Below are 26,108 nucleotides of genomic sequence, written 5' to 3'. Positions count from 1 at the left end.
CCCCTCGCGGGAGGGTCTCCGATTTCAATCTGAGGCCGGCGATGCGATCGTGCGTGAGATGTGGCAATGCATTGTCCCCTCAGGGGTGGCATTGTTGGTCCTGCGACTGGCAGCCGCCGTCGACATCCGGCATTGTGTGCCTCGCGCCGGAACTGATCAGTGATCACGATGGGAATCAAGCGTCGCTGTTGCGAGAATTCGCGCACGTTGAAGACAGAAACTTCTGGTTCGCGTATCGCCGCCGATTGATCATCGAGGCATTGTCCCGGTGGTTCCCGCAGATTGACTCGTTCTTGGATCTGAGTTGCGGTGCGGGAAAATTCCTGGATGATTTCCGGAAATGCTATCCCGCCACGACGCTGGTCGCGGCTGACCGTAGCGTGGATGCACTGCGCGAGGTACGCCGGGAATATGGCTTTTCCTGTCTGCAGATGGATCCCATGCACCTGCCGTTCTCGGACGCCTTTGATGTCATCGGGGCGTTCGACGTCCTGCAGTACGCAGCGTCGGACGGGATAGTGCTTGACCAGTTGCGTAAGGCATGTCGCCCGGGTGGTGGTATTGTCGTGACCGTACCGCATCGGCGAACGCGACGACTGCGCAGCAATGCCCCGGGGGCGCCAGAAGCGCGCTACACGCTTCCGGCACTGATTCGCAAGGTCAATGCCGCAGGTTTCACGGTCGTACACAGCCGGACATTCTGCACGTTGGCATTGCCGCTCATGACGCTGAGCCTGAGCAAGCAAAGGACGCGTCCGTTCCCGCTGGCGGTCGGCGACCATCGGCGTCGTGGTCCCATCCTGAATGACATGCTTGACGGACTCTGCATGATCGAGCGGCAATTGGAGAAGGGCGGCGTGCGGTTCGCCAATGGCGATGGTGCGCTGATCGTCGCCGTGCGCCGATTTGCTTGAGGATGCCGTTCACTGAGTACGGGCAAGAGGCGGCCTGCCACGCAGGACGACTGCAAACTTGAACCGATACTACGTCTTCGATTTGCCGCATGGCGTGCTGTCCTCGCCTTTGCTGGTTGCCGTGCTCTACATCATTGCGTTCCTGGCATTTGTCATCTATCTGAATCGCACCTACGGTCGCGGACGCCCGCGGCTGCCGCACCGGGGTCAGCCCCGAAAGAGCCATCGCTCTGGCCGTCGGAAATGACGGTGGCCTACCCGCGTTCGTACAGCTTGGCGTAGCCGCTGCTGGTCCGCCTCACTGTCCGCCAGGTCATTTGCGCAAGCGCCGTGGTTTGGGACTCTTGCTGCGGTGTTTGCGAGGCGGTTGTTGTCTGCGATGCAGCTGCCAGGCCAGCAGGACAATCAAGCCGAGGATGGTCACCAGCGCGACCAGGATGACCGCGACGACCGCGGGCGGCAGATGCAGGATGGGAGGCGGACGCATACGGGGATTTTCGTGTCTAGTGCTAGCGCTTTCCAGAAGGTGGATCGCGGCGAATCGCCGGGGGAGGGTGCGGTGCGCGGTGCGCGCACACGGACACGTGCGACAGAGGCTGGCCGATGCCGCACGCCGCTGCACGTGTTACGGGATTGCTCGCCGGCGCGGCGTGAAGGTCTGTCATGGGCATCGGGCTAGCGCTTCGAGCGAACGCCCCGGCGGTGCCGGAACGGGCATCCTGTCACGGATGCACGCCGCAACCGCGTTCACTCTCAGCCACGGAAGACTTGCCTGGCGAACCGGGGGCTCGCCAGGCACAGGTGCTACACGGCCCGCTCCAGCTCTGCCTGCTTGGCGATGGAGGAGGGCGATGGTAGCAAGCGCCGGCGCAGTAGCAGATACATGGCGGGTACGACGAACATCGACAGCAGCGGCGCGGTCACCATGCCACCCACCATTGGCGCGGCAATCCGTTGCATGACCTCCGACCCTGTGCCATGTGACCACATGATCGGAATCAGGCCTGCCAGGATGACCGCCACCGTCATCGCCTTCGGCCTGACGCGCAATACCGCCCCTTCCTGAATGGCATCGAGCAACGCATCGAGCGTCTCTTCACCGCGCGCCAACCGGTCGGTCCATGCGTGCTTGAGATACAGCAGCATGATGACGCCGAATTCTGCTGCCACACCCGCAAGCGCGATGAACCCAACGACCCCAGCCACAGATAGGTTGTAGCGCAGCAAGAACAGCAGCCAGAATCCGCCAATCAGGGCCAGAGGCAGGGTGCCCATGATCAGCATTGCCTCATCCAGGCGGCCGAAAACCAGATAGAGCAGCACGAAGATGATCAGCAAGGTGAAGGGGACGACGACCTTGAGTTTGGCCGTGGCACGCTCCAGGTACTCGAACTGGCCCGACCAACTGAGGGCATACCCGGCGGGCATCGGTACGGCCTTCGCCACGGCGGCCTGCATGTCTCGCACGGTGGACCGCAGATCTCTGCCGCGAATATCAACATAGATCCATCCGGAAAGGCGTGCGTTTTCGCTGCGCAACATCGGCGGGCCCTGCATGACCGTAATGCGGGCCACATCGGCCAGCGCGATCTGCAAACCATTCTCGGTCACGATTGGCAGACGCCGCAACTCGTCGATGGAGTCGCGATAGTCGCGCGGATACCGAACATTGATGGGGAATCGTGCGAGTCCATCGACCACCTCGCCTACGGTTTCACCCCCGATGGCCGAGGAAACGATCGATTGGATGTCCTCGATGTTCAGGCCGAAGCGGCCCGCCGCCGTGCGGTCGATGTCGACATCGATGTAGCGCCCGCCCGTGAGCCGTTCGGCCAGCGCAGACGTCACGCCGGGGACCGTCTTGACGGCCTCTTCGATGCGCGTGGCGAGCCTGTCGATCTCCTTGAGGTCCGTGCCGGCCACCTTGATGCCGACGGGACTCTTGATGCCGGTCGCGAGCATGTCAATGCGATTGCGGATCGGTGGCACCCAGATATTGGACAGGCCCGGTACCTTGACGATGCGGTCCAGTTCCTCGACCAGCTTGTCGGTGGTCATGCCAGGACGCCACTGATCCTTCGGCTTGAAGCGAATGGTCGTCTCGAACATCTCAATCGGCGCGGGGTCCGTCGCACTGTCGGCGCGGCCGGCTTTGCCAAACACAGATGCCACTTCAGGGACCGTCTTGATCAGGCGGTCGGTCTGTTGCAGCAACTGCGACGCCTTGCCCGCCGCAAGCCCGGGCAGAGCGGAGGGCATGTAGAGCAGATCGCCTTCATCCAGCGGTGGCATGAATTCCCCTCCGGTCCGCATGATCGGCCAGGCGGTCGCCACCAGGAGGGCGCCTGCCAGCACCACGGTAGTCTTCGGGTACTTGAGCACCTTGTTGAGCAGCGGGTGATAGGCGCGGATCAACAGGCGGTTGAGTGGATTGGCCTGTTCGGAAGGGATCTTGCCACGAATCATGTAGCCCATTAACACGGGGATCAACGTGACAGAGAGGCCCGCCGCCGCGGCCATGGAATAGGTCTTGGTGAACGCCAATGGAGAGAACAACCTGCCTTCCTGTGCCTCCAGGGTGAAGACTGGAATGAACGACAGGGTGATGATCAGCAGCGAGACGAACAGGGCAGGCCCGACCTCCGCGGCCGACTCACCGATAAGGCGCCATCGCTCTTGCGCCTCAAGTTCCTGGTCGGGATGCTTGACGTGCCAGTGCTCCAGATGCTTGTGGGCGTTCTCGATCATGACGACCGCGGCGTCGACCATCGCGCCGACCGCGATCGCAATGCCCCCCAGTGACATGATGTTGGCGTTCACGCCCTGATAGCGCATAACAAGGAATGCCGCCAGCACGCCAAGCGGCAACGAGATGATGGCGACCAGTGCCGAGCGCAAGTGAAAGAGAAAGAGCAGGCAGACCACTGCGACGACCGCGAACTCCTCCAGCAGCTTGGTGGTGAGGTTGTCGATTGCGCGATTGATCAGCGCCGACCGGTCGTAGGCCGTGACGACCTCGACGCCGGCCGGCAGGCTTTTCTGCAGCGTCTGAAGTTTGGCCTTGACAGCGTTGATCGTCTCCAGCGCGTTCTTGCCCGAGCGCAGGATAATCACCCCGCCCGCGACTTCGCCTTGCCCGTTGAGCTCCGCGATGCCGCGGCGCATCTCCGGGCCCAATTGGACCACGGCGACATCGCCCAGTCGCACCGGAATGCCGGCATCGCTCGTCACGATCGGCACCTGCCGAAAATCATCCAGCGTCTTCAGGTAACCGGTGGCGCGCACCATGTACTCGGCTTCGCCCAGTTCCAATACCGAGCCCCCGGTTTCCTGATTGGCCCCCTTGAGCGCGGCCAGCACCTTGCCTTGTGACAGGTTGTAGGCGCGAAGCCGGTCGGGCAACAGCACAATCTGGAACTGCTTGACCATCCCGCCCAACGAGGCAACCTCGGCGACATTGGGCAAGGACTTGAGTTCAAATCGCAAGAACCAGTCCTGGAGCGCGCGCAACTGCGACAGGTCATGCTGTCCGCTCTTGTCCACGAGCGCATATTCATAGACCCAACCCACGCCGGTCGCGTCGGGGCCAAGCGCGGGCTTGGCGGCGGCCGGCAGCCGGGACTGGACCTGGTTCAAGTACTCCAGGACGCGTGAGCGGGCCCAGTACAGGTCGGTGCCGTCCTCGAACAGTACGTAGACATAGGAGTCGCCCAAGAACGAGTATCCGCGCACGGTCTTCGCGCCGGGCACCGACAACATCGTGGTGGTCAGCGGATAGGTGACCTGGTTCTCCACAATCTGGGGGGCCTGCCCAGGGAATGGGGTGCGAATGATGACCTGCACATCGGAGAGGTCGGGTAGGGCATCCAGTGGTGTACTTCGCACGGCCCACAGCCCCCAAGCGGTCAGCATCACCGTGGCAAGAAGGACCAGGAAGCGGTTGCGGATGGAGGCAAGGATCAATCGGGCGATCATGGCTTGGCTCCCGCGGTCTGGACTTGCGGCGCGACCGTGACGAGCGTCGCCATGCCGTGGGGATCCAGCCGGAAGCTGAACGCGACGCGATCGCCCGCTTTCAGTCCTTGCGGAAGGCCGGCAGGCGGCGCGGCAAACTCCATCGTCATGGCGCCCCACTGGGCGGACGGGATGGCGTCGTGAGCGATGGTCAGGCTGCGCTCGCCGATGGACTGGATGCGCCCCACTGCGCGATGCTCGGGGCCGGCGGCCGACCCCTCGGAGGCGGCGCTCTCAGCCGGGGTTGCGGAAGTTTCTTGCATGCGCGCGACGGTTCCGCGCAGGCTCGCTTCCGAATCAATCAGGAACTGTCCGGAAACCACGACTTGCTGGCCAGCCTTCAGACCCTCGAGGATCTCGGTCTGACCACCGGCGGTCGCGCCCGCCTTGATGTCGACCGGATCAAATCCACCTTCGCCTTTGGCCACCATGGCAATTGTGCGCGTACCGGTCCGGATCAGTGCCTCGCTGGGTACGAGCAGGCGCTCTGTTGCGCCCGCCGGCATCATGCGTACCGACACGAACATGCCCGGCAGCAGTTTTCTGTCCTTGTTCTGCAGTTCGATCCGGACCTTGATCGTGCGCGTACCGGCGCTTACGTCCGGCAAGATCGTGTCCACCTTGCCGGGCAGCGCCAGATTCGGCAGTGCCGTGGTGCTTGCCATGACCTCCTGGCCGGGCCGCAGGGCAGCCGCCTGGCTTTCGGGCACTTCGGCGAGCACCCACACCGTTGCCAGGCTGGCGATGCGAAAGAGCGTCATGCCAGGGGGAACGGTCATGCCGTCCCGAGCGCCGACCTCAGTGACAATGCCGTCGACGGCGCTATTGACCGTGAGCCGTGGCTGGAGCTTGCCGCTTGCCTGCACCCCACGGATCTGGCCGTCTGTCATGCCCACCTGCCGCATGCGCGCCAGCGCGGCGGCGCGCAGTTCGGGCTGGGGGTTGCCCGGCATGCGCGCGACGGCCAGGTACTCTTCCTGCGCCGCCACCCAGTCTGGCGAATAGATCTGCGCGAGCGCCTGGCCCTTGCGGACCGTTTCCATGGTAGTGCGGGCGAAGGTGCGCTCGACGAACCCGGTTGTCCGCGCCTGAATGACTTCGATGCCGCGTTCGTTGATGGCGACATTGCCGGGGACCTGCAAGGCCATCTCCAGCCTGCCAAGCTTTACTTCTGCGGTCCGGATGCCGAGGTTCTGCGTCACGCGGCCGTCGATGCGCACCGCGGCGCCGTCGGCGTTGTCCTCTTCATACACCGGTATCAGCGGCATATCCATGTAAGGGGATTTGCCCGGCTTGTCGAAACGCTGCCCCGGTACCATCGGGTCGCGCCAGTAGAGGATCCGTTTGCCGGTCTTGGGCTCGGCGCCCGCGGCCGGATCGTGGCCGTCGTGAGGCCCGTTGATGGTTGCGGATCCGGACGCTTGCTGATGACCCTGCTGTTGTCCAAGGTAATATGCGCCTCCCAGGCCCGCCGCAACGGCGAGACTCATCGCGACGCGCGCGATTGCGGTCGTTTTCATGGTTGATCCCCTTGCGTGGATGCCGGCATTGCTTCAGTCGCAAGCGGCATCAGGAAATTAAGCTCGGCCCACAGCCGGACCGTCGCGGCCTCCAGCTTCAGGCGATCCAACGAGAGATTGAGCGCTTTGCGGCTCGCGTCGGCGACTGCGGAGAGCGTGCCGGCACCGGCGCGATACGCCGTCAGTGCTGCTTCCGTCTGCGTTCTGGCCAGCGGCACCGTGACGTCGCGATAACGTTCCAGCCGCGACTGGTTCAGGCCGAGTTCGGCTTGCTTGCCGCGCAGTTGGCCCTGCAGCCCACGTCGAACCGCTTCGGCTTGGGCACGCGCGGCATCGGCCTGTGAGAGCTTCGCGGCGAGCTCACGATCTTGCCGGTTCTTCCGATCCCAGGGCAAAGGCAGGAATAGGTTGACCGAAACCATGTTCGAGTACGCGGGGCCGCGCTGGCTGTACATCAGCTCCACGCTGACGTCCGGAATCCTGTTCTCCCGCGCCACGCTGCCCTCGGCCTCCGCGACGCCGACCTGGGCCTCGGCGGTGGCCACATCGGGCAACTGGGAGATGACGCTGCCATCCAGATTGGCGAGCCACGCAGGTATCGCAAGCGTTGGACTGTCACCCAGGGGGCGCCCGGCGGCGTCACCGACCCAGCGCTGCAGCATCGCTCTGGCTGTCGACACAGCGGCGCGCGCCTCGTCCTCCCGGTCGCGCAACTGCTGCAGTTCAAGTTCAGCCGTCAGGATATCGGTCCGGGGACCGCGGTTGCCGCGATAGGCAGCGCGGGCGGCGTCAATCATCAGCCCGATGGACTGCGCCTGTTCCGCCAGCACGGCGGTTGCCCGTTCGGCGTAGAGCCGATCGAGCCACGCCTGAGCCGCGCCGCGCTGTACGGCGGCGAGGGCGGCCATGCGTTGCGCCTGCGCCGACGAGGCTTCGGCCTCGAAGCGTCGTGCGCGCGCTTCGCGCTTGGCCGATCGCGTCAGTTCCTGCATCACGCTGATCGAGCGCATCGTCATCGATTCCGTGCCAATGGAGAAGCGATCCCGCCCATCCGCGGGCACGTTGTTGACGCCAACCTTGAGAACTGGGTCAGGCAGTTGCCTGCCCGCAACCGCCATTTCCAGGGCGGATTGGATTGCCGCGTGCGACGTCTCGGCGTCCGAGGCGTGCGACGAGGCGAGCGCCACGGCTTCCTGTAACGATAGGGGCGCGGCCGATTGCGCCCATCCGGGATGGGCGGCCGCGATGAGCGCGAGGGCGAGCGACCACCGCCGCCCGCGCGCTAGGGGAAAACGCAAAAGCATAAAGCCTCCACAAAGCAACGGCTCCCCTGGTCTTGACGACTCAGGGCACGATAGCGGACGTTGCTAGGCGGGCTAAATGCGGAAACAGCAATGGAGGATCGCGAGCGGGCGGGGAGGCGGTCGTGGGACAGGGTTGCCCGTGGCCAGCCGATACCCGCCAAGGATCGGTGTCAGGTCAGGTGTGGCTACCGGGCTAACCGAGGCCGCCTGGAATACGGGGAGCTGCGGGGTCGCGTGATCGGCGGATTTGCTGTCCTGGTGGCAATGCGCCTGGCACAGGCCGGCATGCGAATGGCCGCGCTTGGTTGCCATGTCCGGACAGGATTCCGCCATCCCGGCCATGCTCGCCGTCATGCTCAGCACGTACCTGCTGCCCTCACAGGCGTAGGCAGCCGCTGCCAGCTGAACTGTCAGGAACGAAATCAACAGGAATGCGGCAATCCAGTGCCGGTGATGGGAGGCGTGCATGAGCCGGGAATCGAGTGGGCGAATCCTAGCAGCCTTTGATTTGACTTCTGGCAACAAGCCTGCAGTTGGTTGTCCTAGATCAAAGACGCACACGAAGTGCGGCGCTCGGCCATCTGTCGGAAAAGCGGACGACGGTCGGGCGCAAGGGATCCGGTCCGTCTGGGCGCGCAGTGTGCTCGCCTGATTCCGGTGCTTGGCGACGCCGTCATGTGTGAGTCATTTTGCTGACAGGCCAACTCTCTATAATACGTTGAGACGAAATTCCGCTCTTCCGTGCCGTCGAATGAGACGCTTGCTGCCCCGCCTCCTGCTGTGGTTCATGATCTTCGCATTGCCGCTGCAGGCGATGGGAGCGCCCGCGCACGCCGGCTGCCCAGCGCATGACCGGCTGCGCAATGATGCGGCGATGGTCCTCGAGGTCGATGTGGAGGAAACGGTCAGCAACCCGGACAAGCCGTGTCACCACAACACGCAGCACAGCCCTTCGCGGGGAAAACTGGCTCCTGATGCGGACGGTCACGCGTGCGACGCGTGCGTCGCCATGGGCCAGGCCGCCGGATGGTTCTTGGGCTTCTGGCTGTGGCAGCCGGAATCGTTCGAGGTGGCGGGCAGGACGGCCGCGCTGCTCGCCAGTTTCATTCCAGACGGACTTCTTCGTCCTCCCTCCACTCCTGTGTGAATTGGGGTTTCACCCCGATCGCAGTCCCGCCCCATCGGATTGCGACGCCTTGCTGCCTGGTTACCTAGGCATCTCAATTCACTTGCCACGTCATCGCGTTGACGCGTTGCCGTGGGACAACCTCGCCCGCGCGTCGGCAAGCCAACGCGTCGAGCAGGTACCTAGAACGGGAGACGACCATGCGCGCATGCATTCAGTGCAGAGCCCCTATCAAGCACGAAATCTGGAGTTGCGCTGCGTGCGGCTGGCAACCGATGAGTCAGGACGGGTTGGTCTGCATGGCGCCGGCCATGCTGGCCGACCATGATGGCTATCACGAACCTCTCTTCGAGGAATACGAAAAGCTCGAGGCCACGCACTTCTGGTTCGTTCATCGGCGGCGGCTCATTCTCGACGTCCTGCAGAGCCATTTCCCGACACTCAGGTCCTTCATGGACATCGGTTGCGGGACCGCCGAGAACCTCAAGGCCATCGAGCAGCGCTTTCCGCATGCGCGCATCTGCGGTGGGGAAGCGTCGCTGCAGGCGCTGGCCTCGGCACGCAACAAGTCCAACGCCCAGTTCATCCAGATGGACGCCCGCGCGCTGCCCTTTACCGCCGCCTTTGATGTGATCGGGGCGTTCGATGTGATCGAGCACGTCGACGACGATGAGCGTGTCCTGGCAGAGATGTACCGGGCTTGTCGCGCCGGCGGTGGCCTCATCCTCACCGTACCGCAGCATCCCAGCCTGTGGAGCCATCTTGACGATGCGGCCAAGCACAAGCGCCGCTACACGCGCAGTGAGTTGCTTGGCAAGGTGCGGGCCGCCGGATTCCAGCCCGTCTACGCCACCTCGTTCATGTCGCTGCTTCTGCCGGCGATGGCGCTCTCGAGATTGCAGCAACGGCTCAAGCCGCCCAAAGACGCGGTGGACGACGGTTTCCGAATTGGCGCGACGCTCAACCGCATCTTTGGCGGCATCTGTGCCGCCGAGCGGCAGTTGATTCTTGCCGGTCTGAGGTTTCCGTTAGGCGGTTCCCTACTTGTCGCCGCGAGGAAGCCTTCGTGAAGTCTCGCGTTCTCTGGTTTTCGCTCATTGTCGTTGCCATCTTGCTGTGGACCGCGACCCTCTCGATCCGGCCGCTCTACGAACCGGATGAGGGGCGCTACGCCGAAGTTGCCCGGGAGATGTTCGTCTCGGGCGACTGGACGACCCCTCGGCTGAACGGCGTCAAGTTCTTTGACAAGCCGCCACTTCAGTATTGGGCGACCGCGGCGGCGTTTGCGGTGTTTGGCGTCAGTGAATGGAGCGCCAGACTCTGGAGTTCGTTGATCGGAGCCAGTGCCATCCTGGTCGCCGGTTGGTCTGCGACGGCACTCTTCGGGCGGCGAGTGGGGCTCGCCTCTGCCCTGGTGCTGGCCGGCTCGCCGCTATGGATACTGGGCTCGAACCTGACCACGACAGATATCGGCGTCGGCGCACTGCTGGGCAACGCCGTCCTGGTCTATGCGGTAGCGGTCAGGAATGCCGATAGGCGCCTCTATCCGATCGTCTGGGGTCTGGTGGGGCTGGCCTTCCTTGCCAAGGGATTGATTGCGATCGTGCTGCCCGCCGCGACCATGGTGGTCTACGCCGTGCTCACCAGACAGTTCGGACTGTTCAGAAGTCGCGCCTTCTGGATATGGGGGTTGTTCGCGTGCGTCCTCGCGCTGCCGTGGATCGTCGCAGTGTCGGTTCGCAATCCGGAATTTCTTAACTACTTCTTCGTCCACGAACACCTGGCGCGCTTCACTTCCTCCGTTCATGCCCGCAACAAGCCTGCCTGGTTCTTCGCCGCGGTGCTGGTCGCGGGAATGCTGCCGTGGGCTGGCGTCATCCCCGCCACAGTCTGGCAGCGCTGCCGGCCTGCGAGGCGCTCGGGGACATTTGACCCGCGGTTGTTCCTGCTGGTGTGGACGTTGATTGTGCTCGTCTTCTTTTCCGTCTCGCGATCGAAGCTGCCCCTGTATATCCTGCCGGCCTTTCCGCCGCTCGCCGTGCTCGTTGGTGACGCCATCCTGCGCGTCCGCACGAGATGGGTAGTGGTCGGATGCTCGCAGATGGTCATACTCGGCATCCTGATCGCGGGGTTGCAATGGATCCCCGAGCTATCGGACAAGGTGCTCAAGCGCGGGATCTCGGATCTTGGTCATTTCTCGTTCTGGAGCACGCTCACCATCGGCGCCCTGGTGGTTGGCGGGCTGGGTGCCTGTGCCCTTGCCCTGTCAGGCCGACGTGGCATTGCCGTCGCAGTGGCAGCACTGGCATCGATTGGCAGCCTTCAGCTTGGGCTCGTGGCATCCATGGCCTTCGAATCCCTGTCGATCAAGCCGATCGGCCTAACCGTCAAGGCATCGCGCCGCGCCGATACCGCCCTGTTCAACGTCGGGCAGATCGACCGGGGCTTGGCGTTCTACTCCGAAATGCTTCCCCAGGTGGTGGTTGCCAGGGACGAACTGGATCTTGGCTTTTCTGTCGATCCCCAGCGGTGGATCGATAGCTACGCGACCTTCCTGCTGCGCTGGCGCGAGCGCGGACACAAGCTCGCCGTCATGCGCGAGGCAACTTTTGCGCAACTGTCCCCCGACCTGGGGCCAGAGAGCCTGGTGGTGGCGCGCCGGGGCACGACGGTGCTCGTGGAGAAGCGATGACAATGTCGCCCAGATTCCTCCGCTATCTGGTCACCGGCGCGACCGCGACCGCCGCGCATTACCTCATGCTGATCCTGATTGTTGCGCAGGGGGGCATCCCATTGTTGGGTTCGATTGTCGGCAGCGTGGTGGGGCTCCTGACGAATTATTTCCTGAGCAGTCGGTGGGTGTTCGCGCGCACGTCGGATGCTTCATCGCGCTTTGCGAGATTCCTGGCAGTTTCGGTGCTCGCCTTCGGGCTCAACGCTGCGTTCATGTGGATCGGACTGCGGGCGGGGCTTCACTACCTGCTCGCACAGGTTCTGTCCACGTTTCTCCTCATGCTCATCAACTACACATTGCATGCCAACTGGACGTTCCTGAACAGGGAGTCACGATGAGTTCGGATAAGCGGTTGCAGGGAACAGTATCGGTGGTCGTTCCCATTTTCAATGAGGAGCAGGTCTTGCCCCTGTTCCACGCGCGCCTCGGTGCCGTCCTGGAAAGCCTTCCCTATGCATCGGAGGTCATCTACGTCGACGATGGAAGCCGGGATCGGACCCTCGAGGTGCTCAGGATAATACGGGGCGCCGATGAGACAGTCGGCATCATCGAATTGAGCCGGAATTTCGGCAAGGAGGCCGCATTGACCGCGGGCCTGGATGTCGCGTGCGGTGACGCCGTCGTCGTCATCGACGCCGATCTGCAGGATCCGCCGGAACTGATCCCCGTCCTGCTTGACAAGTGGGAGCAAGGTTTCGATGTCGTCTATGCGACCCGGCGGACCCGGGAGGGCGAATCTTTCCTGAAGAAAGCCACGGCCCACTGCTTCTATCGCCTGATGGGGAAAGTGAGTGACATCGACATCCCCGCCGACACCGGCGATTTCCGTCTGATGAGCCAGCGCGCGGTCGCGGCCATCGGCCAGCTCCGCGAGCAGAACCGCTTCATGAAAGGCCTGTACGCGTGGATTGGGTACCGCCAGACCTCTATCCTCTACGACCGGGATGCGCGCGCCTCGGGAAAAACGAAGTTCAACTACCGCCGCTTGTTGAAGTTCGCTATCGATGGCATCACGGGATTCTCGACCATTCCGCTGCGGATCGCCACGTCGGTCGGCTTGCTCGTCGCCGTCCCGGCATTTGGCATGGCGCTCTACACCGTTGGCAAGACGTTGCTGTTCGGCGATCCGGTGCGGGGCTATCCGTCCCTGATGACCGTCGTGTTAATGCTTGGCGGACTCCAGCTGTTCTTTCTCGGCATCCTTGGGGAGTACTTGGGCCGCCTGTTCAACGAATCCAAACGTCGACCGCTGTATTTGATCGCGGGCTACGCACCCGCAAGAGATGTGTCGATGGAGGAGGGCGTCCCGCGTAGAACGGTCCAAGATGCAGCTTGGCAAAGAGGGGGACCTCAGCGCACCGTACCAATCAAACGGGGTGACAACCCGCTTCCCATAAACACAGCATACCCTCCTCCAAAAAACCATTCTGATTGGCGATGGTAAATAGTGGTAAACGCCAAATTAGCCCAATGATGTTGTCATTCAACATCAGTAATCTCGCCGCAAGGTATGCGTAATCTTCGATCTCATATTCTCCGGATCACTGCAGGGCCTAACTTTGAAGGAGAAATTTGAAATGAAAGTTCGACGTGGAGTAGTTGCTGCGGCAGCCACTTTGATCGCGGGTACTGCATACGCGCAATCAACCGTGACGCTTTACGGCGTGGCGGATGCGGGTATCGAGTATCTCAGCAATGCGCCGTCTGCTCGCAATGGATCGAACCTGGTTCGTATGAGTTCTGGGAATATGTCGACGTCGCGTTGGGGGTTGCGTGGCAGCGAGGATCTCGGCGGTGGTTTAAAAGCTGTTTTCGAGCTCGAGAGCGGATTTTCGCTTGATACCGGTGCTCTGAACAACAGTCCTAAACTCTTTGATCGGTCTGCGTTGGTTGGTCTAGGCAGCAAGTTTGGCACGGTGACTCTTGGTCGCCAAACAACCCCAATCTACGACACTGGACTGCAACTTGATCCGATGGGTTTTGCGCCGCGATATTCGCTGTATCGAAGCGATGACATTCTCGCTGGCCGCGCCGACAATTCGGTCAAGTATCGTGGGACGTTCGGTGGCGTGACCGCCAGCGCGCTTTACAGCTTCAGCCGAACGGGCGGCGGCGAGGTCCCAGGAAACTTCAAGGTTGATCGAAACATCGGCGTCTCGTTGATGTACGAAACCGGCGGTCTTGCTGTTGGGGCAGTCTATGACGAGTTTCGAGGATCCACGGTTGCAACTGACGAACGAAAGGATCGTCGTGCATTGGTGGGGGCCAGCTATGCTTTCGGACCGGCAAAGGCCTTCCTTGGCTATCGTTGGTTCAACGGCAATGCCGGCACATTGGCGGCCAACCGGGCGAATCTGTACTGGGCCGGGCTGCGCTATAGCATGACGCCGGCGATGACTCTGACGGGCGCTGCATATTACACCGACACGCGCAACTCCGGTGCCGATCCTCTCATGTTCGTGGTATCTGCCGACCACGCCTTCTCGAAACGCACGGACGTTTACCTAAACGTTGCCTATGCGAGGAACAAGAACGGGTCGCAGCTCGGTCTGAATGGTTACAACTCGCTTTCGGGTGCGCCTACCAGTGTCGCGCCGGGCAAGAACCAGGTTGGTGCGGTTATCGGCGTACGCCACAAGTTCTAATCGAATCCTTTCCAGATCGACACTCCCTTGCTAACAACAAGAGAGCTTTGAGCCTCCAAATCGGGGGCTCTTTTTTTTAGAAAGTAGTGATGAAACTTGGAGAGGAACTGCCATATTCCGACATTCGGTGATGAAAGGGATTTGCAAATAATCTGGAATGAGTATTTGCAATACGAGCGCAAAGACCGGCGAGCAAGCGTGATACACACTCAAGAATCCTGAAGAGCGACAGGATCACGGGGCGATTGTTTTGCAGCGGCCGCGCGCTTGCAACGGATCCTTTCGAACCGAACGCAGTCGTGACGAGCGGACACTCGTCGACCCTCTTTCCGAACGACTGGGCATCTTATGGTCGAGAAGTACATGATTCGGGCGGTGCGGCACTTGCGTGACCATTTGGAGCAACTGTCCTCCCACTAGAACCTCACCAGATCCGATCCCGCGCGTCTGCGTGGTTTGGCCGACAGCTCGCCCACCGATGTACCGGATAGGCGTCACCTTGGGCGAGCCAAAGCCCGGCAAGCCGGGGTGATCGGCCTGTGCGCGGCCCTGGTTATCGCTACCGGCTATTGGGTGTCACCGAGCGGGTCGCTCGCCTGTCGGCTGGACTGGGCGCCAGGCTTGGCAAGCGTGGAACCGTAGCGCCCGCCGCTCCGGTGTACCTGACGGTGGCGCTGGCTTGGGCATCAGGGCAAGCTGGTCTTCAATGACGCGCCGTTGTACGCCGTGGCCGCGGAAGTATCGCGCTATCGACGGCAACCGGTGCGCGTGGCGGATGCAGCGACGGGTCAGTTGCATGTCAGCAGTGTCTTTAGTGCCGATGACACCGCTGGCCTGCTAGCCGCATTGCCGCAACTATTGCCCGTCGGCACACGCACCCTGCCGGATGGCAGCACCGAAATTTCGCGCTTCACTGATCACCGTCCGTGTGGGGGACGCCCTGCAGGTCCCCATTCCTATCCCGGTGTGACCGTGATCGCCACGCAAATTTTTACCCTGCCCTGGTCGAGCGCGTTGAAGTGCTGCGCGGCAGTAACGCGATCTATTGTGGTGGCGCCACAGGCGGGATCGTCTCGATCACCACGCGTCCTGCGGGAGGGGAGCCACGCGCGGACACGACCGTCTCGATGGCCACGCCGCTGTCGCGCTTGCGTGCCGACGGTCTGAGCGCCAACGTGCAGCAGCATTTGGCCGGCAGCAGCGGGATGCTCGGCTATGCCTTCGACGTCGGCGCCCGCCATATGGGGAATTCTTACGATGCGAATGGCCAGCGGCTCGCGCCGGAGCCAAGCCAGGGCCACACTCGCTATGCCTCCGACCCACGCGTGGCCAGGCTACCCGCGGGCAGAACGTTACCGCCGCGCGTGGGAACGGCCCGCGCGTCGAATGGCGTAAAGGGACTGTAGTAGTCGCGGTAGTAGACTGCGCCGACACCAGACTGCCGAGCAGATAGCGATGCTCATACTCGAGATTCACGAGCGTGTTGCGGATCTGGTTCTGGTCGGCCAGTTGCAGGCCGTCAAGCGCACGCGCCGGTCTGTCGCAATCACGTCTGGCCAGTCCTGCCACCGTCAGCGGGGGGGGGCGGTCGACTACAGCGCAGTGCTTGGCAATCTTGGCGTCGCCCTCAAACCGGTAGAGGAACGCGAGTTTTACGCTGCCTCCAGCCAGGGTTTCAATCTGCCCGACATTGGTCTGCAGGTTCGGAACGCGCGCGCAGGATTCCATGTCGGTTCGTCTGATCTGCAACCGGTCAAGACCAACAACTACGAGCTCGGGTGGCGCGGTGCATTCGGCAATACGCTTGGCTCGCTGGCGATGTTCTACACGACCTCCGATCTCGGTGATGTGCAGAGGGGTTCAACAACGGGCTGATCCTGACCCGCACCGCGGAGAAGATCCTTGGCGTGGAAGCATCGGCCGAGTACGCCTCGAACGATGAGCGCTGGGGTGCGGGTGGCACCTTCACATGGATGCGTGGACGTGAAACGCCGCAGGGCGCCAGTAGTCAGCAAATGACCGGCTACCGCATCCCCCCGCTCAAGCTGACCGGGCATCTGCAGTTTCGCCCGGTGCCGCAGTGGAACAACCGATTGCAGGCCACGTTCGTCGCCGGCCACGACTATCGCCTGAACTGTGTGGACACCGTGACGGTCGGCATTCAGAACCTGCTGAACCGCTACTACTACCCGTTCTACAGTCAACTGCTGCGCAACAGCAACAACACGAGTCACCTTTCCTGCGGCTGGCATCACGCTGAGGGCGATGTATCAGCACCGCTGGTGAAAATGCACGGCAAGGCCTCCTTGCCTTGTCATCCGTCGGATTCGCTATTGAGGACCGGATAGCCGATGGTGTGTCCGTTCCGCCGCAGGAGCACGGGGCAGTGGGGCTGGAGTCGCGAAGCATCCAATGACAGACAGCCCGAATGTCAGGCTTGGCCGGTCACCTCTTGCCATCTCAGGTAAAGGAAGATATAACGAAGCACAACCCCGTGACTCGGTTACCACGGGGCGGCTACAGCGGGGCACCCTCAGAAGACGACAGGTATCTTCCTGCGTTCGCGCCATCGCCGCACGTCTTAACCTTGTGGGGCGCCACGTGGCTGTACGCCTCGGACCTGCTGGGCATAACAGCCACGCTCAAGCTGTACGGTGCGGCCGGGGCGGCCTGCGCCAGGGCATGCGAGGCCAACAAGGTCACGGCAGCGGCCACTAGTATGCATCGTAGGATCATCATGGTTTTCTTTGCCGCGCTTATGCACGGCTTCTCCAGCCTGCGAACACTGTAGCTGGCCGTGCCTCACGCAAGCATGATGCGTGCGTTACGATCCTGTTAAGCTCAGGCGCGGCACTGTGCCCCTGCGGGGCATAGTGGCTTCCTGGTCGATGCCGGTAGCGGCTTGGTGGCGAGTGCTATGATGCGGCTGATCGCGGATTTCCTTTGACCTTGTCTCGCGGAGCAGGCGCATTCAATTTGGCAAGATCACACCATCCGCGAAAAGCGCAAGCTCAGCATGCTATCGGCGGAGAGTCTGGGCGAGGCGGTCCGCTGTCCGATTGCTCGATAGTCCGAGGCGTCGCGTGATTTCGTCACGCTGCAGCCCCTGGAGGAGGGCACGCCGGCAGTACGTGTTGCGTAGAATCCGCGGGCTCATATCCACCGCGTCGAAGCCGATGGCATCGAAGGCCTCGCGTACGATCTTCCCAAGACTCATGTACGTGATGGGGGTGCCGGTGCGCTTCAGAGTGAACAGCAGGTCGCCATAGACGGGTGCCTTGCGGCGGATGGCCAGCCATGCTGACAACGGCGCGACGGCAAAGGACTCAAGGTCGATGGTGCGAGGCAATTTCTGGGGTTTCGCCGGCACGTGCAAATAGAGGGGCGACGCGTCGGGGTGCAGGTCTTGCACGCGGGTCATTCTACCCTCGCCGGCAGTGACACCCGTGCCGAGAAAAAATGCAACGATCGCGCGGCATCGCAGTTGCGTGGGGTTGTCGCCGCTTAGTGGTTGTACGAATTCCTGCAGGCGTGCATCCACTTCCTCGGGGAGGTAGAGGCACTCGGGCTCGTCCTGAAGCCATTGGTCGGCCAACATCAGCTCCGCGGCAGGGTTGGATGCACGCAGGTCAACGAGGACCAGGTGGCGGCACATCCTGTCCATCAGTTTGAGAAAGCGTACCCGGGCTGCCGTGTCGGCGGCCACATTGGCGTCGTGCCAGAACGCTTCGATGTCATCCGACCCAAAGTTCCCCAGCGTGGCGCCGTGAGCGGTCAGGTGGCGATGGAAACGCACAAACATGGCGCGGTGCTGCCTGATCGAGCGCTGTGCAAATGGGTGGTGATCGGCGCTGGCGGCTTCGTCGGCCTGCCAGCGGTCGTAGGCGCGAGTAGGATCGGTTAGCCAAAGTCTATGCATATGAGAGGTATGGGTTGTAGACCGCCAGCCGGACAACCTCGGCCTCTCCCATACGGCGATGGCTGGCCGCCATGGGGGGAAGTATGCGTCCAGCGCGCTTGCCGCTCGCGGGTTCGCCAGGGGTCGTCACCGGGTGACGGCACTTCTGTGCATCCGGGACATGAGCGGCTTGGTGCGTAGCGAGGGTGCCAGTTCGTCCGCACCGACCCCACCTCGCGTCGCGGCATGACAAAGCTAATGCTCCAGGCTCGCGTCCTCCAAACTACTCGCGAGCGCGGCGTCCGCAGTCGCAAAATTCATTCGTAACTCCAGCAACTGCCGTTGTGCGGCGTAGTATTGACGACGGGCATCCAGCAGATCGGTCAACGGAATGGCGCCTTTTTTGTAAGCGAACTCCGCAGCTTCCACCACCCACGTCGCGTCCGGCAAGATCTTCTCCTCGTAGCGAGCCAGTTGCACCCGTGCCGAGTCGAACTGTTCGAGTGCACGGGCGACTTCCAGGCGTGCATTTGCCCGTGTCTTGTCGAGGTCAATCCGAGTGCCTCTCAACTCAGCTTCCGCGCGTACAATCTCGCCGTCATACTCGTTGTGGATGAGGAGCGGCATTGACAGTTGCACGCCAAGCGTGGTGCCGCCGTTCGCGGGAAGGTTGCGTTCACTGACGAGCGCCAACGTTACGTCACGGATCCGTTGCGCTTGCGCTAGCTGCAGCTGTGCCTCATCGGCAGACAGGCGAGCGATGGCAGCCTGAACATCCGGGCGCGTTTCCAGCATGCCTTCGATACGCTCCAGTGTCGGCTTGCGCTCGCTTGCGAGTGGCCAGGCATCTATCACCCGGATCGAGGCGGATTCACGTTCATACCCGAGCAATGCCGCCAGGACGTTCCGCGCAATGCCAAGATCACTTTTCGCCTGAGCCACGTCGTTCTCGCTGCGGCGCTCCTCGATACTGAGCCGTACCACATCCACGCGGGCGAGGTCCCCAACCTTCAGCCGCAGTGCCGCGGCTTCTCGTGAGCGCGTGAAGGCGGTCTGGGTCGCCTGAGCGAGCGCGACACGCTCCTGCTCCTGCTTCAACGCAAAGTAGGCGGTGGCCAGCGCCAGGCGGAACTGGCGCCGAACATTGTCGGCATCGAGGCGCGCAGCGTCCTCCAGGTGGCTGGCGGCCTGTGTTCGCAATGCCCGCTTGTTGCCGCGCTCGATGAGCTGCGAAACGCTGACGAGCATGTCCGCGTCACGCGGACGATATTGTCCGAGTAGCCCCGGCCCGGTGCCAAGGGTCAGCGTTGGGTTGGGCCGCTTTCCCGCGGCGATGAGCACGCCCCGGGCTGCGTCCAGTGTGGCACGCGCGGCCGCTATGTCGCGATTGGTTGAGTTCCCGATGCGCAGCGCCTGACGCAATGTCAGCGCGCCCAGTTCGTTGGATGCAAAGCGGTCAGTGCGATCCGACACCACCGTCGATGACGACACGGCTGCGCTTCGTGTAGGCCTGAGGGTGGTCGAGAGGGGTTGTCCAAAAGTGGGTATTGCCAGCATTTGGCACAGCGCAGCAACGGTCAGCGGCGCCAACCCGTTCCATGACCCCGCGGATCGCAGGCGAACGCGTCTGCCTTCGTTCGGTCTTGCGAATATGTAAGTCATGGTGTGCGGGCCATTCTTTCCACGTTGCCTTTTTGCATACATGCCTGAAGCGAGACGTTCACGCTAACGTACACGAATGGAACTCACTGGCTCATGACGGGAAAATTACAAGATCGTTAGCTGACTATTCTGGGCGGAAGCGGTAGTGTTCGGAGAATAGTAGCTTCGCTTGCCGATACTGGAGCGGCTATGCCACGTGAGAGAAATGCATCCGATGTCGGGCTACGCTTCGCGCTCCGCACGCTGGCGCAAGGTCGGGCATCGCCCAGGCGTCTGCGGCCGCTGCCAATCGACGCAACTTGGCCCCCTATAGGATCACGCATAGGGCAGGAGAGCTGTATGCCAGGATTTTATCGATTGGCTGCAATGGATGAGCCATTGTGTATGTCATATCGACAGCACCCGATCCGGTGTTGCGCGAGGAGGGGCGAGGACAATCGGTATGCTCCTGAGGTAGCGGTCACCGGGTCTGCCGAAGAGTTTGCGTTGAATACCCGCTACGTGGCCGTCTTTCAGTATTTGCGTGACGAATCGATGTCCGCGATAAAAGAGCATGTGCTCTACCTGGGTACCAGGCGATATGCCACGGTTGAGGAAGCGCTTGAGGCCGGTGCGAAGGCTGCATGCGAGTGGATTGACCGCCGACTCAGTCCGCTGGATCGACATGGCGACTTTGCATACGAGATTTTTACTGAAGGTGGCGCCTCGCAGTGGGTCGCCAAGGCCAGGCTTCATGGCTCAAGCGATACGCTGGCCATCCTGGATTGGCAATCTGAGGTGTTTCCCATAGAGGGGGAATTTGCGACGAGTTCGTTTGCAAGACAAGCGGGAATCGCCTACGTGAGACAGGTCATCGACCGGTTGGTCGCGACGGGAAGTCACGACCAAAGGCTGGCGATTGTCTCTCGCCTCAAACCTTAGGTTTCGGCATGCCGCTTGCGTTGCCGGCCAAACCGCAACGGGTTGTACCAGGGAGACTTGGCTGGATGACATTTGACTAAGCGTGCGGCATACATTCTGTGCGTTGCGTGAAAAACGCCGAAGGGAGGCGCTCAATGGAGACTGCGGCAGAACTGAAGCGCGCCGGATTGAAACGAACATCTCCACGACTGCGTGTCTTGCAACTGTTTAAGGAGAGCGCGCAACGTCACGTCAGTGCCGAGGAGGTCTACCAGATTCTTCTGCAGGAGCGTGCTGACATCGGATTTTCCACCGTCTATCGGGTATTGAGCCAGCTCGAGCAAGCGCATCTCATTGTGAGCCATCGGTTCGATGGCGCGCGCACCCTGTACGAACTGAATGAGGGTGATCATCACGATCATCTCGTATGCGTGGAATGCGGCGTCGTGGATGAATTTAGCGACGTGTCGATCAAACGTCGCCAGCGGGACGTCGCCCGGGCAAAGGGCTTCAGTTTGCGTGAGCACTCCATGGTGCTCTATGGAAAGTGTGCCCAATGCCAGCGTCGAGCGTCAGAATGACGCGTTCTCGGACCAGATTTTTCTTCATACTTAACGGGTTCTTTGATGTGGCGCGGCGGGACTGCGCCGATGGCGGAAGTGACAGGTCCATTCACGCAAAGGCCGACGGAGCGCTCCGGAGCCGCCCTATCGGTTGCGCGGGAAATCATCGTAGTACGTGACTAATGCGAACAATCCAGAAAAGGCGTGCTGGCACGCCTCGCATACGTATTCCTGGTGAATCGTCGCAGCGCCCACGGCGCAGGCACCGTGGGTGATGTTCGTCGATTCGCAGCGCGGGCACAGAACAATACGAGTGGCCATCACTCGCGCTTTCCATTCGTCTTCATTCATCATGGTTGCCGAAGCTCCTACCCGTCGTCATGTTACGCCGTGCATTCATTGTCCGATAAGAGTCTGCGCGCAAGGGGCGCTCTGACCTGGCAGTGTGCCGGAATTTCCCTGGATGAAATGAAGGCTACTGCATGGGCTCGGTGTGAGCGAGACTTTGTTTCTGACTTGCGCACGGCTGTTCCTGGTACGGCGGCGCCGCCGCCCCACTTGCCTGCATGCCGTCTATGTGGGTTGACAGACAGTGATCCAAAGGAGTCGACCATAAAGTCATGCCACGGGCAAGCAGTGAACATGACGCTTCACGTCGGCGAATTCGTGAATGAAATGATCGAAGCACACTTCCTGTCTGCGCACCACGAGACGCTGGTCAAGATGGCAGACCTCTCCCAATGACAATCATGAACAAACCTATCCAACGAGTGTTCGTGGCCGGCCATCGCGGCATGGCCGGCTCAGCGATTGCGCGTGCGCTGGCCAAGCGCGATGACGTGGAACTGGTCGTCCGCACGCATGCCGAGGTCGATCTCACCGACCTGCAGGAAGTCAGCTACTTCTTCGCCACCGAAGGGATCTCGCAGGTCTATCTGGCGGCAGCGCGTGTGGGCGGTATCCACGCCAATGACACCTACCCAGCCGAGTTCATCCAGCAGAATCTGATGATTGCCGCTAACGTGATACACGAGGCCTGGCGCAACGGCGTCGAACGGCTACTGTTTCTCGGGTCAAGTTGCATCTATCCGAAGTTCGCGCCGCAACCGATCAAGGAGTCCGCACTGCTGTGCGGCGAACTGGAGCCCACCAATGCGCCTTACGCCATTGCCAAGATCGCGGGCATGACGCTGTGCAAGACCTACAACCGTCAGTACGATGCGGACTTTCGCTGCGTGATGCCGACCAATCTCTATGGGCTCGGCGATAACTACCATCCCGAGAACAGCCACGTGATCCCCGCGCTGATCCGACGCTTTCACGAAGCGAAGATTGCGGATGCACCCGACGTGACGGTATGGGGATCAGGTACGCCGATGCGCGAGTTCCTGTATACCGACGACCTGGCGCACGCTTGCTTGCACGTGATGGGCCTGTCCCGCCAGGCCTACTGGACACACGCAGGCAAGGCCGGTTTCCTGAACGTCGGTACTGGAGAGGAAGTCTCGATCCGCCAGTTGGCGCTGCTAGTGGCGCAAGTGGTGGGCTATCAGGGCAGCATCGTGTTCGACAGCGCGCGTCCTGACGGCACGCCGCGCAAGCGCCTGGACTGCAGTGTCATCAGCGCTTCGGGCTGGCAACCGCTGGTAACGCTGGAATCCGGATTACCGCTTGCGTACCAGGATGCCATTGCAAGGGAAGCGTCTGAGCTTTCACGGGAATGGGCAGACAGTCGGCACGAACAACCATGCCCAGTAAGACGAACCGCCGCAGTCGGCTGACGCAAGACGCGGAAGTCCGTCCGTTCTCGAGCGGGGTGTTCTGGTCTGCGCGCCGATGCTAGCGAACCTGGCGTTACGAAAGCATTTGCCTTGGGTGCAACCTCAGGGCCATCGCTGACTTCAGCCCAAGGGATCAATGAAGACGAAAGTAAGGGCCACAGTCGTTTGTACACGCGGGGGCCGCATACTACTCGTTACCAAGGATGACAGCAGATGGGCTTTGCCTGGTGGGCGTCCGGGCAAAGCTGAAATTCTTGCCAGTGCCGCAGCACGGGAGCTTTATGAAGAGACGACGCTGATCGCAAAAGGGCGTGAGTTCCTATTTCAAGTGATTGGTGCGACAACGGTGCACCACGTTTTCGTTGCGAATATCAGCAAGACCGACGCCGCCATGCCGGGCAAGGAGATCCAGCGCTGCCAGTGGTTCGCCCCATCCGAGCTGGACGAGATTGTCGTTAGCCCGACGACGCGCCACATCATTGAAGGATTCTGGATCGTACGCAATCGGTAGAGGCAAGGTGTGCTCGTCGACGCGAGAGTCCCTGCACGAAGCGCAGGATCGCGGCGCTTTCACAAATCAATCCTCCTGCTGCGACGCGATTCACCACGCCGTGTGCATGCGTTGAAACCCGCCATCCCGCCCAAACGGCGGGGTAGGAGCCGGGACAATAATCGAGGGCGACGGGACGCGTTGATTGCAACCTGCATGACGGGAGCTTTTCTCCAGGATGATGCGGAGCCACGCATGGCGCATGAATGCCGCCATGAGCAAGGGCGGTCATCCGACAGGTTGCTGCGATGGCGCCAGCCGGTAATCAGTTGGACAGGTATTCGTCACCTTCGATCCTCTATCCTGATCGGTGCAGTGGCTTTTGTTAATCGGTGAATAGAGTCGTGGCAAGAGTTTGGCGATGATGGATTTGTACGGCCGGTCAATTTTTGCGGGACAAAACGAATGCCGGACGACGAGCACGCGGGGTGGTACATGGCACTGTGCTTTCGCACCTTAGGATAGTGGGATGGCGATGACCTTAGTATCTGTTATAACCGTCAATCTCAACAATTGCGTCGGGCTGTCAAGGACAATCGATAGCGTATCCGCGCAGGTTCGTGACAATTTCCGTGTTGAGTTCATTATTGTCGACGGCGCCTCTACGGATGGATCCGTTGAGCTGGCAAAGCTACGGCGATCAGAAGTCGACCATTTTTTTAGTGAGCCGGATGGCGGAGTGTACGCCGCAATGAACAAAGGGTTAAACGTTGCGAGAGGAGAGTGGGCGGTATTCATGAATTCGGGGGATTGCTTCGCTTCGCCAGGCGTACTCTCTGAGATGATGCGGAGCAAGAACGAATCCTCGGCGGAGCCCTGGTTGATCTATGGTGACAATCTTGGCCGGAATGGTCTGGAGCCTGCCGCACCGTTACTGAGGCTTCGCGCCGGGATTATTCACGCATGCCATCAAGCGATGGCATTTCGTGTTTGCGATCTGCGCTACGAGGAAAGATACAGGATCTATTCGGACCTGGATTTCGTTATTCAATATTACAAGCGATATGCGGCCGGAGCGTTCCGCTATGTTCCGATGGCGTTTTCATGCATAGAGCCAAGTGGAATCAGTGCATCGTTTCCCAGGGAGAAGCGATTGGAGAAGTTTAGAATTATCTACAATCGCCTTGGATTGAATGGTGTGATATACGCCGTGGCCGTCTCGATTGCCATGGCCGCTCGCGCAAAATTGGCAAGAAATAAGTGACGCGTGGGCATGGGTCACCAAAGGATGGTGAGTCATTTGGGGCTGAGCTTCCAGCGTTCCGCCAGAGATGCGGGCTTTGGTGCCGATCACAGCTTGTAGCCCGGCGTTCGTAGCGATAACTGTCGATAGGTCGATACCGTGCCAGTCCCCAATCGTCTGGAGGATCGTCTCGCCAAAAAAAGTAGTTGCCTAGATCGGAGCAACCGCTAAGTGTTCCACCGGGGGAACGGCAGATCTCATGGATATCGAACCCGGCGATGCGAAGATGAGGGCCATTGGAGGAGTGGGCCGATATCGCGTCCTGTGTTCGTACAAGTCAAATCCGCGAGGCTGGCGTTTCCGCTGCATTCTTGGATGGGCTATTTCGCGATGTCTTCACCCACGCGATGCTCGATCTTTGCGCCACCGCCGTACACATCGAAGTCCGCGGCTTTAGCGCCGTCCGTGTACGGATCCCTCGGTCGATGAATCTGTCCACGCTCAGTATTGCGCGCGGTTTCTGCAATGGCGCTGCCGATACCGACGATCGAGATCGTGAGAGCGAACAGGGCCGCAGTGGTACGTTTCATGAGTTGCCTCCTGTTGAGTTCTATTCAATACGATCCGGTCCCCCTTTGGACAAGGATCGTCTGCGCGTGTGCCGGAACGCTATGAGCACAACGGTCGGGGGGCGCGATACGCCCTACCAATTCGACAATGCCAGTCTAGTCCGGCCAACCGAACCTACAGATGACCCTCCCATTACAACTGCAGAACGTTTTTGGGGTGAATTAGGCCTCGTTGCGAGGAACCGCAAATCGGCGGCGATCTTCAGCGCTTACCCATTGCGCGAGAGCGGAGTCGGACAACTGTGTCGCACATAGGTTGTACCACTGGCGAATGGCATCCGCCCAGATTCTTCTCTCGGCGGCTAGCGACGCGAGGTGGAACCGGAGCTCCGCCGGCAATCGGGCAGGATGCCCGTCTTTGCTGCCGATCGAGAATTCATCCAGAGCTCGCTGCAGGCCTTCGCGTCTGTGCGCCCACCACTCGTCTTTGCCCCGCTCCGCCAGCAAACACTGCAGATGGGCTCGCAGCGCGACGACCTTGGACCATGCGACGACAGGCAGTTCTTCGTTGCTGCTACGCAGCCAGTTTGACAGCACATCGACTTCAGGGTCTCCCGCGCTTCCGAGGAGGCCTGGCATGTATGAAGCCATCGGCGAGACGGCGTCCTGGAGCCGTGATAACGGCAGAGGGTAGGGACCGCAGCCACTGGATGAGGGCGTAGGGGGGTGACGGGGAATATGGGGT

General features: G+C 61.3%; 22 protein-coding genes and 1 pseudogene. 13 read left to right on the top strand and 10 right to left on the bottom strand.

Annotated elements, in window-relative coordinates:
• The first annotated feature begins 134 nt into the window (after positions 1-134).
• A complete protein-coding gene (locus tag ACO550_RS20265) occupies positions 135-914 on the top strand; it encodes a methyltransferase domain-containing protein (protein ID WP_315593752.1) in 780 nt (259 codons plus the stop codon).
• A gap of 313 nt (positions 915-1,227) precedes the next feature.
• On the opposite strand, the gene ACO550_RS20260 is transcribed toward ACO550_RS20265, so the two are convergent.
• The 5 genes from ACO550_RS20260 to ACO550_RS20240 form a co-directional block, all read right to left on the bottom strand.
• Positions 1,228-1,401, bottom strand: a complete 174-nt coding sequence (locus ACO550_RS20260; RefSeq protein WP_253931999.1) for a hypothetical protein — start codon at positions 1,399-1,401, stop codon at positions 1,228-1,230.
• Between the two features lie 317 nt (positions 1,402-1,718).
• A complete protein-coding gene (locus ACO550_RS20255) occupies positions 1,719-4,889 on the bottom strand; it encodes a CusA/CzcA family heavy metal efflux RND transporter (protein ID WP_315593751.1) in 3,171 nt (1,056 codons plus the stop codon).
• Positions 4,886-6,448, bottom strand: a complete 1,563-nt coding sequence (locus ACO550_RS20250; RefSeq protein ID WP_315593750.1) for an efflux RND transporter periplasmic adaptor subunit — start codon at positions 6,446-6,448, stop codon at positions 4,886-4,888. The genes ACO550_RS20255 and ACO550_RS20250 overlap by 4 nt, the downstream gene beginning before the upstream one ends.
• Entirely contained in the window at positions 6,445-7,752 is a 1,308-nt protein-coding gene (locus tag ACO550_RS20245; protein ID WP_315593749.1) for a TolC family protein, read from the bottom strand. Before ACO550_RS20245 ends, ACO550_RS20250 begins: the two co-directional genes overlap by 4 nt.
• Positions 7,753-7,824: 72 nt before the next feature.
• Positions 7,825-8,220 carry a copper resistance protein gene (locus tag ACO550_RS20240; RefSeq protein ID WP_315593748.1) on the bottom strand — a complete coding sequence of 132 codons (396 nt, stop codon included), beginning with the start codon at positions 8,218-8,220 and terminating at the stop codon, positions 7,825-7,827.
• Between the two features lie 283 nt (positions 8,221-8,503).
• Between ACO550_RS20240 and ACO550_RS20235 the strand changes: the two genes are divergently transcribed.
• The 7 genes and pseudogenes from ACO550_RS20235 to ACO550_RS20205 form a co-directional block, all read left to right on the top strand.
• A complete protein-coding gene (locus ACO550_RS20235) occupies positions 8,504-8,899 on the top strand; it encodes a hypothetical protein (RefSeq protein ID WP_029307114.1) in 396 nt (131 codons plus the stop codon).
• Positions 8,900-9,189: 290 nt separating this feature from the next.
• Positions 9,190-9,948: a class I SAM-dependent methyltransferase gene (locus ACO550_RS20230; RefSeq protein WP_223506125.1), complete on the top strand. Its 759-nt coding sequence runs from the start codon at positions 9,190-9,192 to the stop codon at positions 9,946-9,948.
• A complete protein-coding gene (locus ACO550_RS20225) occupies positions 9,945-11,570 on the top strand; it encodes a glycosyltransferase family 39 protein (RefSeq protein ID WP_315593747.1) in 1,626 nt (541 codons plus the stop codon). Before ACO550_RS20230 ends, ACO550_RS20225 begins: the two co-directional genes overlap by 4 nt.
• Complete coding sequence (locus ACO550_RS20220) at positions 11,567-11,950, top strand: GtrA family protein (protein WP_008642726.1); 384 nt, start codon at positions 11,567-11,569, stop codon at positions 11,948-11,950. Before ACO550_RS20225 ends, ACO550_RS20220 begins: the two co-directional genes overlap by 4 nt.
• Positions 11,947-13,056 carry a glycosyltransferase gene (locus ACO550_RS20215; RefSeq protein WP_315593746.1) on the top strand — a complete coding sequence of 370 codons (1,110 nt, stop codon included), beginning with the start codon at positions 11,947-11,949 and terminating at the stop codon, positions 13,054-13,056. Before ACO550_RS20220 ends, ACO550_RS20215 begins: the two co-directional genes overlap by 4 nt.
• 133 nt (positions 13,057-13,189) lie before the next feature.
• Complete coding sequence (locus ACO550_RS20210) at positions 13,190-14,257, top strand: porin (RefSeq protein ID WP_060784778.1); 1,068 nt, start codon at positions 13,190-13,192, stop codon at positions 14,255-14,257.
• Positions 14,258-15,294: 1,037 nt separating this feature from the next.
• Positions 15,295-16,543: pseudogene (locus tag ACO550_RS20205) on the top strand (TonB-dependent receptor domain-containing protein); the annotation flags it as partial.
• Positions 16,544-17,276: 733 nt separating this feature from the next.
• On the opposite strand, the gene ACO550_RS20200 reads toward ACO550_RS20205, so the two are convergent.
• Both ACO550_RS20200 and ACO550_RS20195 read right to left on the bottom strand, forming a co-directional pair.
• Positions 17,277-18,176, bottom strand: coding sequence for a tyrosine-type recombinase/integrase (locus ACO550_RS20200; protein WP_234710836.1), 900 nt, complete (start codon positions 18,174-18,176; stop codon positions 17,277-17,279).
• A 234-nt stretch (positions 18,177-18,410) separates the two neighbouring features.
• Positions 18,411-19,646, bottom strand: coding sequence for a TolC family protein (locus ACO550_RS20195; RefSeq protein WP_315593745.1), 1,236 nt, complete (start codon positions 19,644-19,646; stop codon positions 18,411-18,413).
• Positions 19,647-20,303: 657 nt separating this feature from the next.
• Here ACO550_RS20195 and ACO550_RS20190 point away from each other — a divergent pair.
• Together ACO550_RS20190 and fur are read left to right on the top strand one after the other, a co-directional pair.
• Positions 20,304-20,738 (top strand): hypothetical protein, encoded by a 435-nt coding sequence (locus ACO550_RS20190; RefSeq protein WP_141192896.1) that lies wholly within the window; start codon positions 20,304-20,306, stop codon positions 20,736-20,738.
• Between the two features lie 134 nt (positions 20,739-20,872).
• Positions 20,873-21,298 (top strand): ferric iron uptake transcriptional regulator, encoded by a 426-nt coding sequence (fur, locus tag ACO550_RS20185; RefSeq protein WP_080711374.1) that lies wholly within the window; start codon positions 20,873-20,875, stop codon positions 21,296-21,298.
• Between the two features lie 126 nt (positions 21,299-21,424).
• On the opposite strand, the gene ACO550_RS20180 is transcribed toward fur, so the two are convergent.
• Positions 21,425-21,634 carry a hypothetical protein gene (locus ACO550_RS20180; RefSeq protein ID WP_029307127.1) on the bottom strand — a complete coding sequence of 70 codons (210 nt, stop codon included), beginning with the start codon at positions 21,632-21,634 and terminating at the stop codon, positions 21,425-21,427.
• 395 nt (positions 21,635-22,029) lie between these two features.
• Between ACO550_RS20180 and ACO550_RS20175 the strand changes: the two genes are divergently transcribed.
• From ACO550_RS20175 to ACO550_RS20165, 3 genes are all read left to right on the top strand, one after another.
• Entirely contained in the window at positions 22,030-23,061 is a 1,032-nt protein-coding gene (locus tag ACO550_RS20175; RefSeq protein ID WP_315593744.1) for a GDP-L-fucose synthase, read from the top strand.
• A gap of 136 nt (positions 23,062-23,197) precedes the next feature.
• The gene (locus tag ACO550_RS20170) at positions 23,198-23,572 is read left to right on the top strand and encodes an NUDIX hydrolase (protein WP_029307129.1); all 375 of its coding nucleotides are present in this window, start codon (positions 23,198-23,200) and stop codon (positions 23,570-23,572) included.
• A 508-nt stretch (positions 23,573-24,080) separates the two neighbouring features.
• Positions 24,081-24,815, top strand: a complete 735-nt coding sequence (locus ACO550_RS20165) for a glycosyltransferase (protein WP_315593743.1) — start codon at positions 24,081-24,083, stop codon at positions 24,813-24,815.
• Positions 24,816-25,174: 359 nt separating this feature from the next.
• On the opposite strand, the gene ACO550_RS20160 is transcribed toward ACO550_RS20165, so the two are convergent.
• Together ACO550_RS20160 and ACO550_RS20155 are read right to left on the bottom strand one after the other, a co-directional pair.
• The gene (locus ACO550_RS20160; RefSeq protein WP_137928168.1) at positions 25,175-25,384 is read right to left on the bottom strand and encodes a hypothetical protein; all 210 of its coding nucleotides are present in this window, start codon (positions 25,382-25,384) and stop codon (positions 25,175-25,177) included.
• 201 nt (positions 25,385-25,585) lie between these two features.
• Positions 25,586-26,002, bottom strand: a complete 417-nt coding sequence (locus tag ACO550_RS20155) for a copper resistance protein CopE (protein WP_225934547.1) — start codon at positions 26,000-26,002, stop codon at positions 25,586-25,588.
• Between the last annotated feature and the right edge of the window lie 106 nt (positions 26,003-26,108).

Source organism: Cupriavidus sp. (assembly GCF_057315035.1).
Note: the sequence above shows the minus strand (reverse complement) of the source record. Positions and strands in the feature narration are given on the sequence as shown.

Coding starts and splice junctions, on each gene's coding strand:
- ACO550_RS20155 (WP_225934547.1), bottom strand. CDS start 26,002: ATGCCAGGCCTCCTCGGAAGCGCGGGAGACCCTGAAGTCGATGTGCTG.
- fur (WP_080711374.1), top strand. CDS start 20,873: ATGGAGACTGCGGCAGAACTGAAGCGCGCCGGATTGAAACGAACATCT.
- ACO550_RS20170 (WP_029307129.1), top strand. CDS start 23,198: ATGAAGACGAAAGTAAGGGCCACAGTCGTTTGTACACGCGGGGGCCGC.
- ACO550_RS20210 (WP_060784778.1), top strand. CDS start 13,190: ATGAAAGTTCGACGTGGAGTAGTTGCTGCGGCAGCCACTTTGATCGCG.
- ACO550_RS20165 (WP_315593743.1), top strand. CDS start 24,081: ATGGCGATGACCTTAGTATCTGTTATAACCGTCAATCTCAACAATTGC.
- ACO550_RS20245 (WP_315593749.1), bottom strand. CDS start 7,752: ATGCTTTTGCGTTTTCCCCTAGCGCGCGGGCGGCGGTGGTCGCTCGCC.
- ACO550_RS20160 (WP_137928168.1), bottom strand. CDS start 25,384: ATGAAACGTACCACTGCGGCCCTGTTCGCTCTCACGATCTCGATCGTC.
- ACO550_RS20215 (WP_315593746.1), top strand. CDS start 11,947: ATGAGTTCGGATAAGCGGTTGCAGGGAACAGTATCGGTGGTCGTTCCC.
- ACO550_RS20175 (WP_315593744.1), top strand. CDS start 22,030: ATGAACAAACCTATCCAACGAGTGTTCGTGGCCGGCCATCGCGGCATG.
- ACO550_RS20260 (WP_253931999.1), bottom strand. CDS start 1,401: ATGCGTCCGCCTCCCATCCTGCATCTGCCGCCCGCGGTCGTCGCGGTC.
- ACO550_RS20220 (WP_008642726.1), top strand. CDS start 11,567: ATGACAATGTCGCCCAGATTCCTCCGCTATCTGGTCACCGGCGCGACC.
- ACO550_RS20250 (WP_315593750.1), bottom strand. CDS start 6,448: ATGAAAACGACCGCAATCGCGCGCGTCGCGATGAGTCTCGCCGTTGCG.
- ACO550_RS20230 (WP_223506125.1), top strand. CDS start 9,190: ATGCTGGCCGACCATGATGGCTATCACGAACCTCTCTTCGAGGAATAC.
- ACO550_RS20240 (WP_315593748.1), bottom strand. CDS start 8,220: ATGCACGCCTCCCATCACCGGCACTGGATTGCCGCATTCCTGTTGATT.
- ACO550_RS20200 (WP_234710836.1), bottom strand. CDS start 18,176: ATGCATAGACTTTGGCTAACCGATCCTACTCGCGCCTACGACCGCTGG.
- ACO550_RS20255 (WP_315593751.1), bottom strand. CDS start 4,889: ATGATCGCCCGATTGATCCTTGCCTCCATCCGCAACCGCTTCCTGGTC.
- ACO550_RS20235 (WP_029307114.1), top strand. CDS start 8,504: ATGAGACGCTTGCTGCCCCGCCTCCTGCTGTGGTTCATGATCTTCGCA.
- ACO550_RS20180 (WP_029307127.1), bottom strand. CDS start 21,634: ATGATGAATGAAGACGAATGGAAAGCGCGAGTGATGGCCACTCGTATT.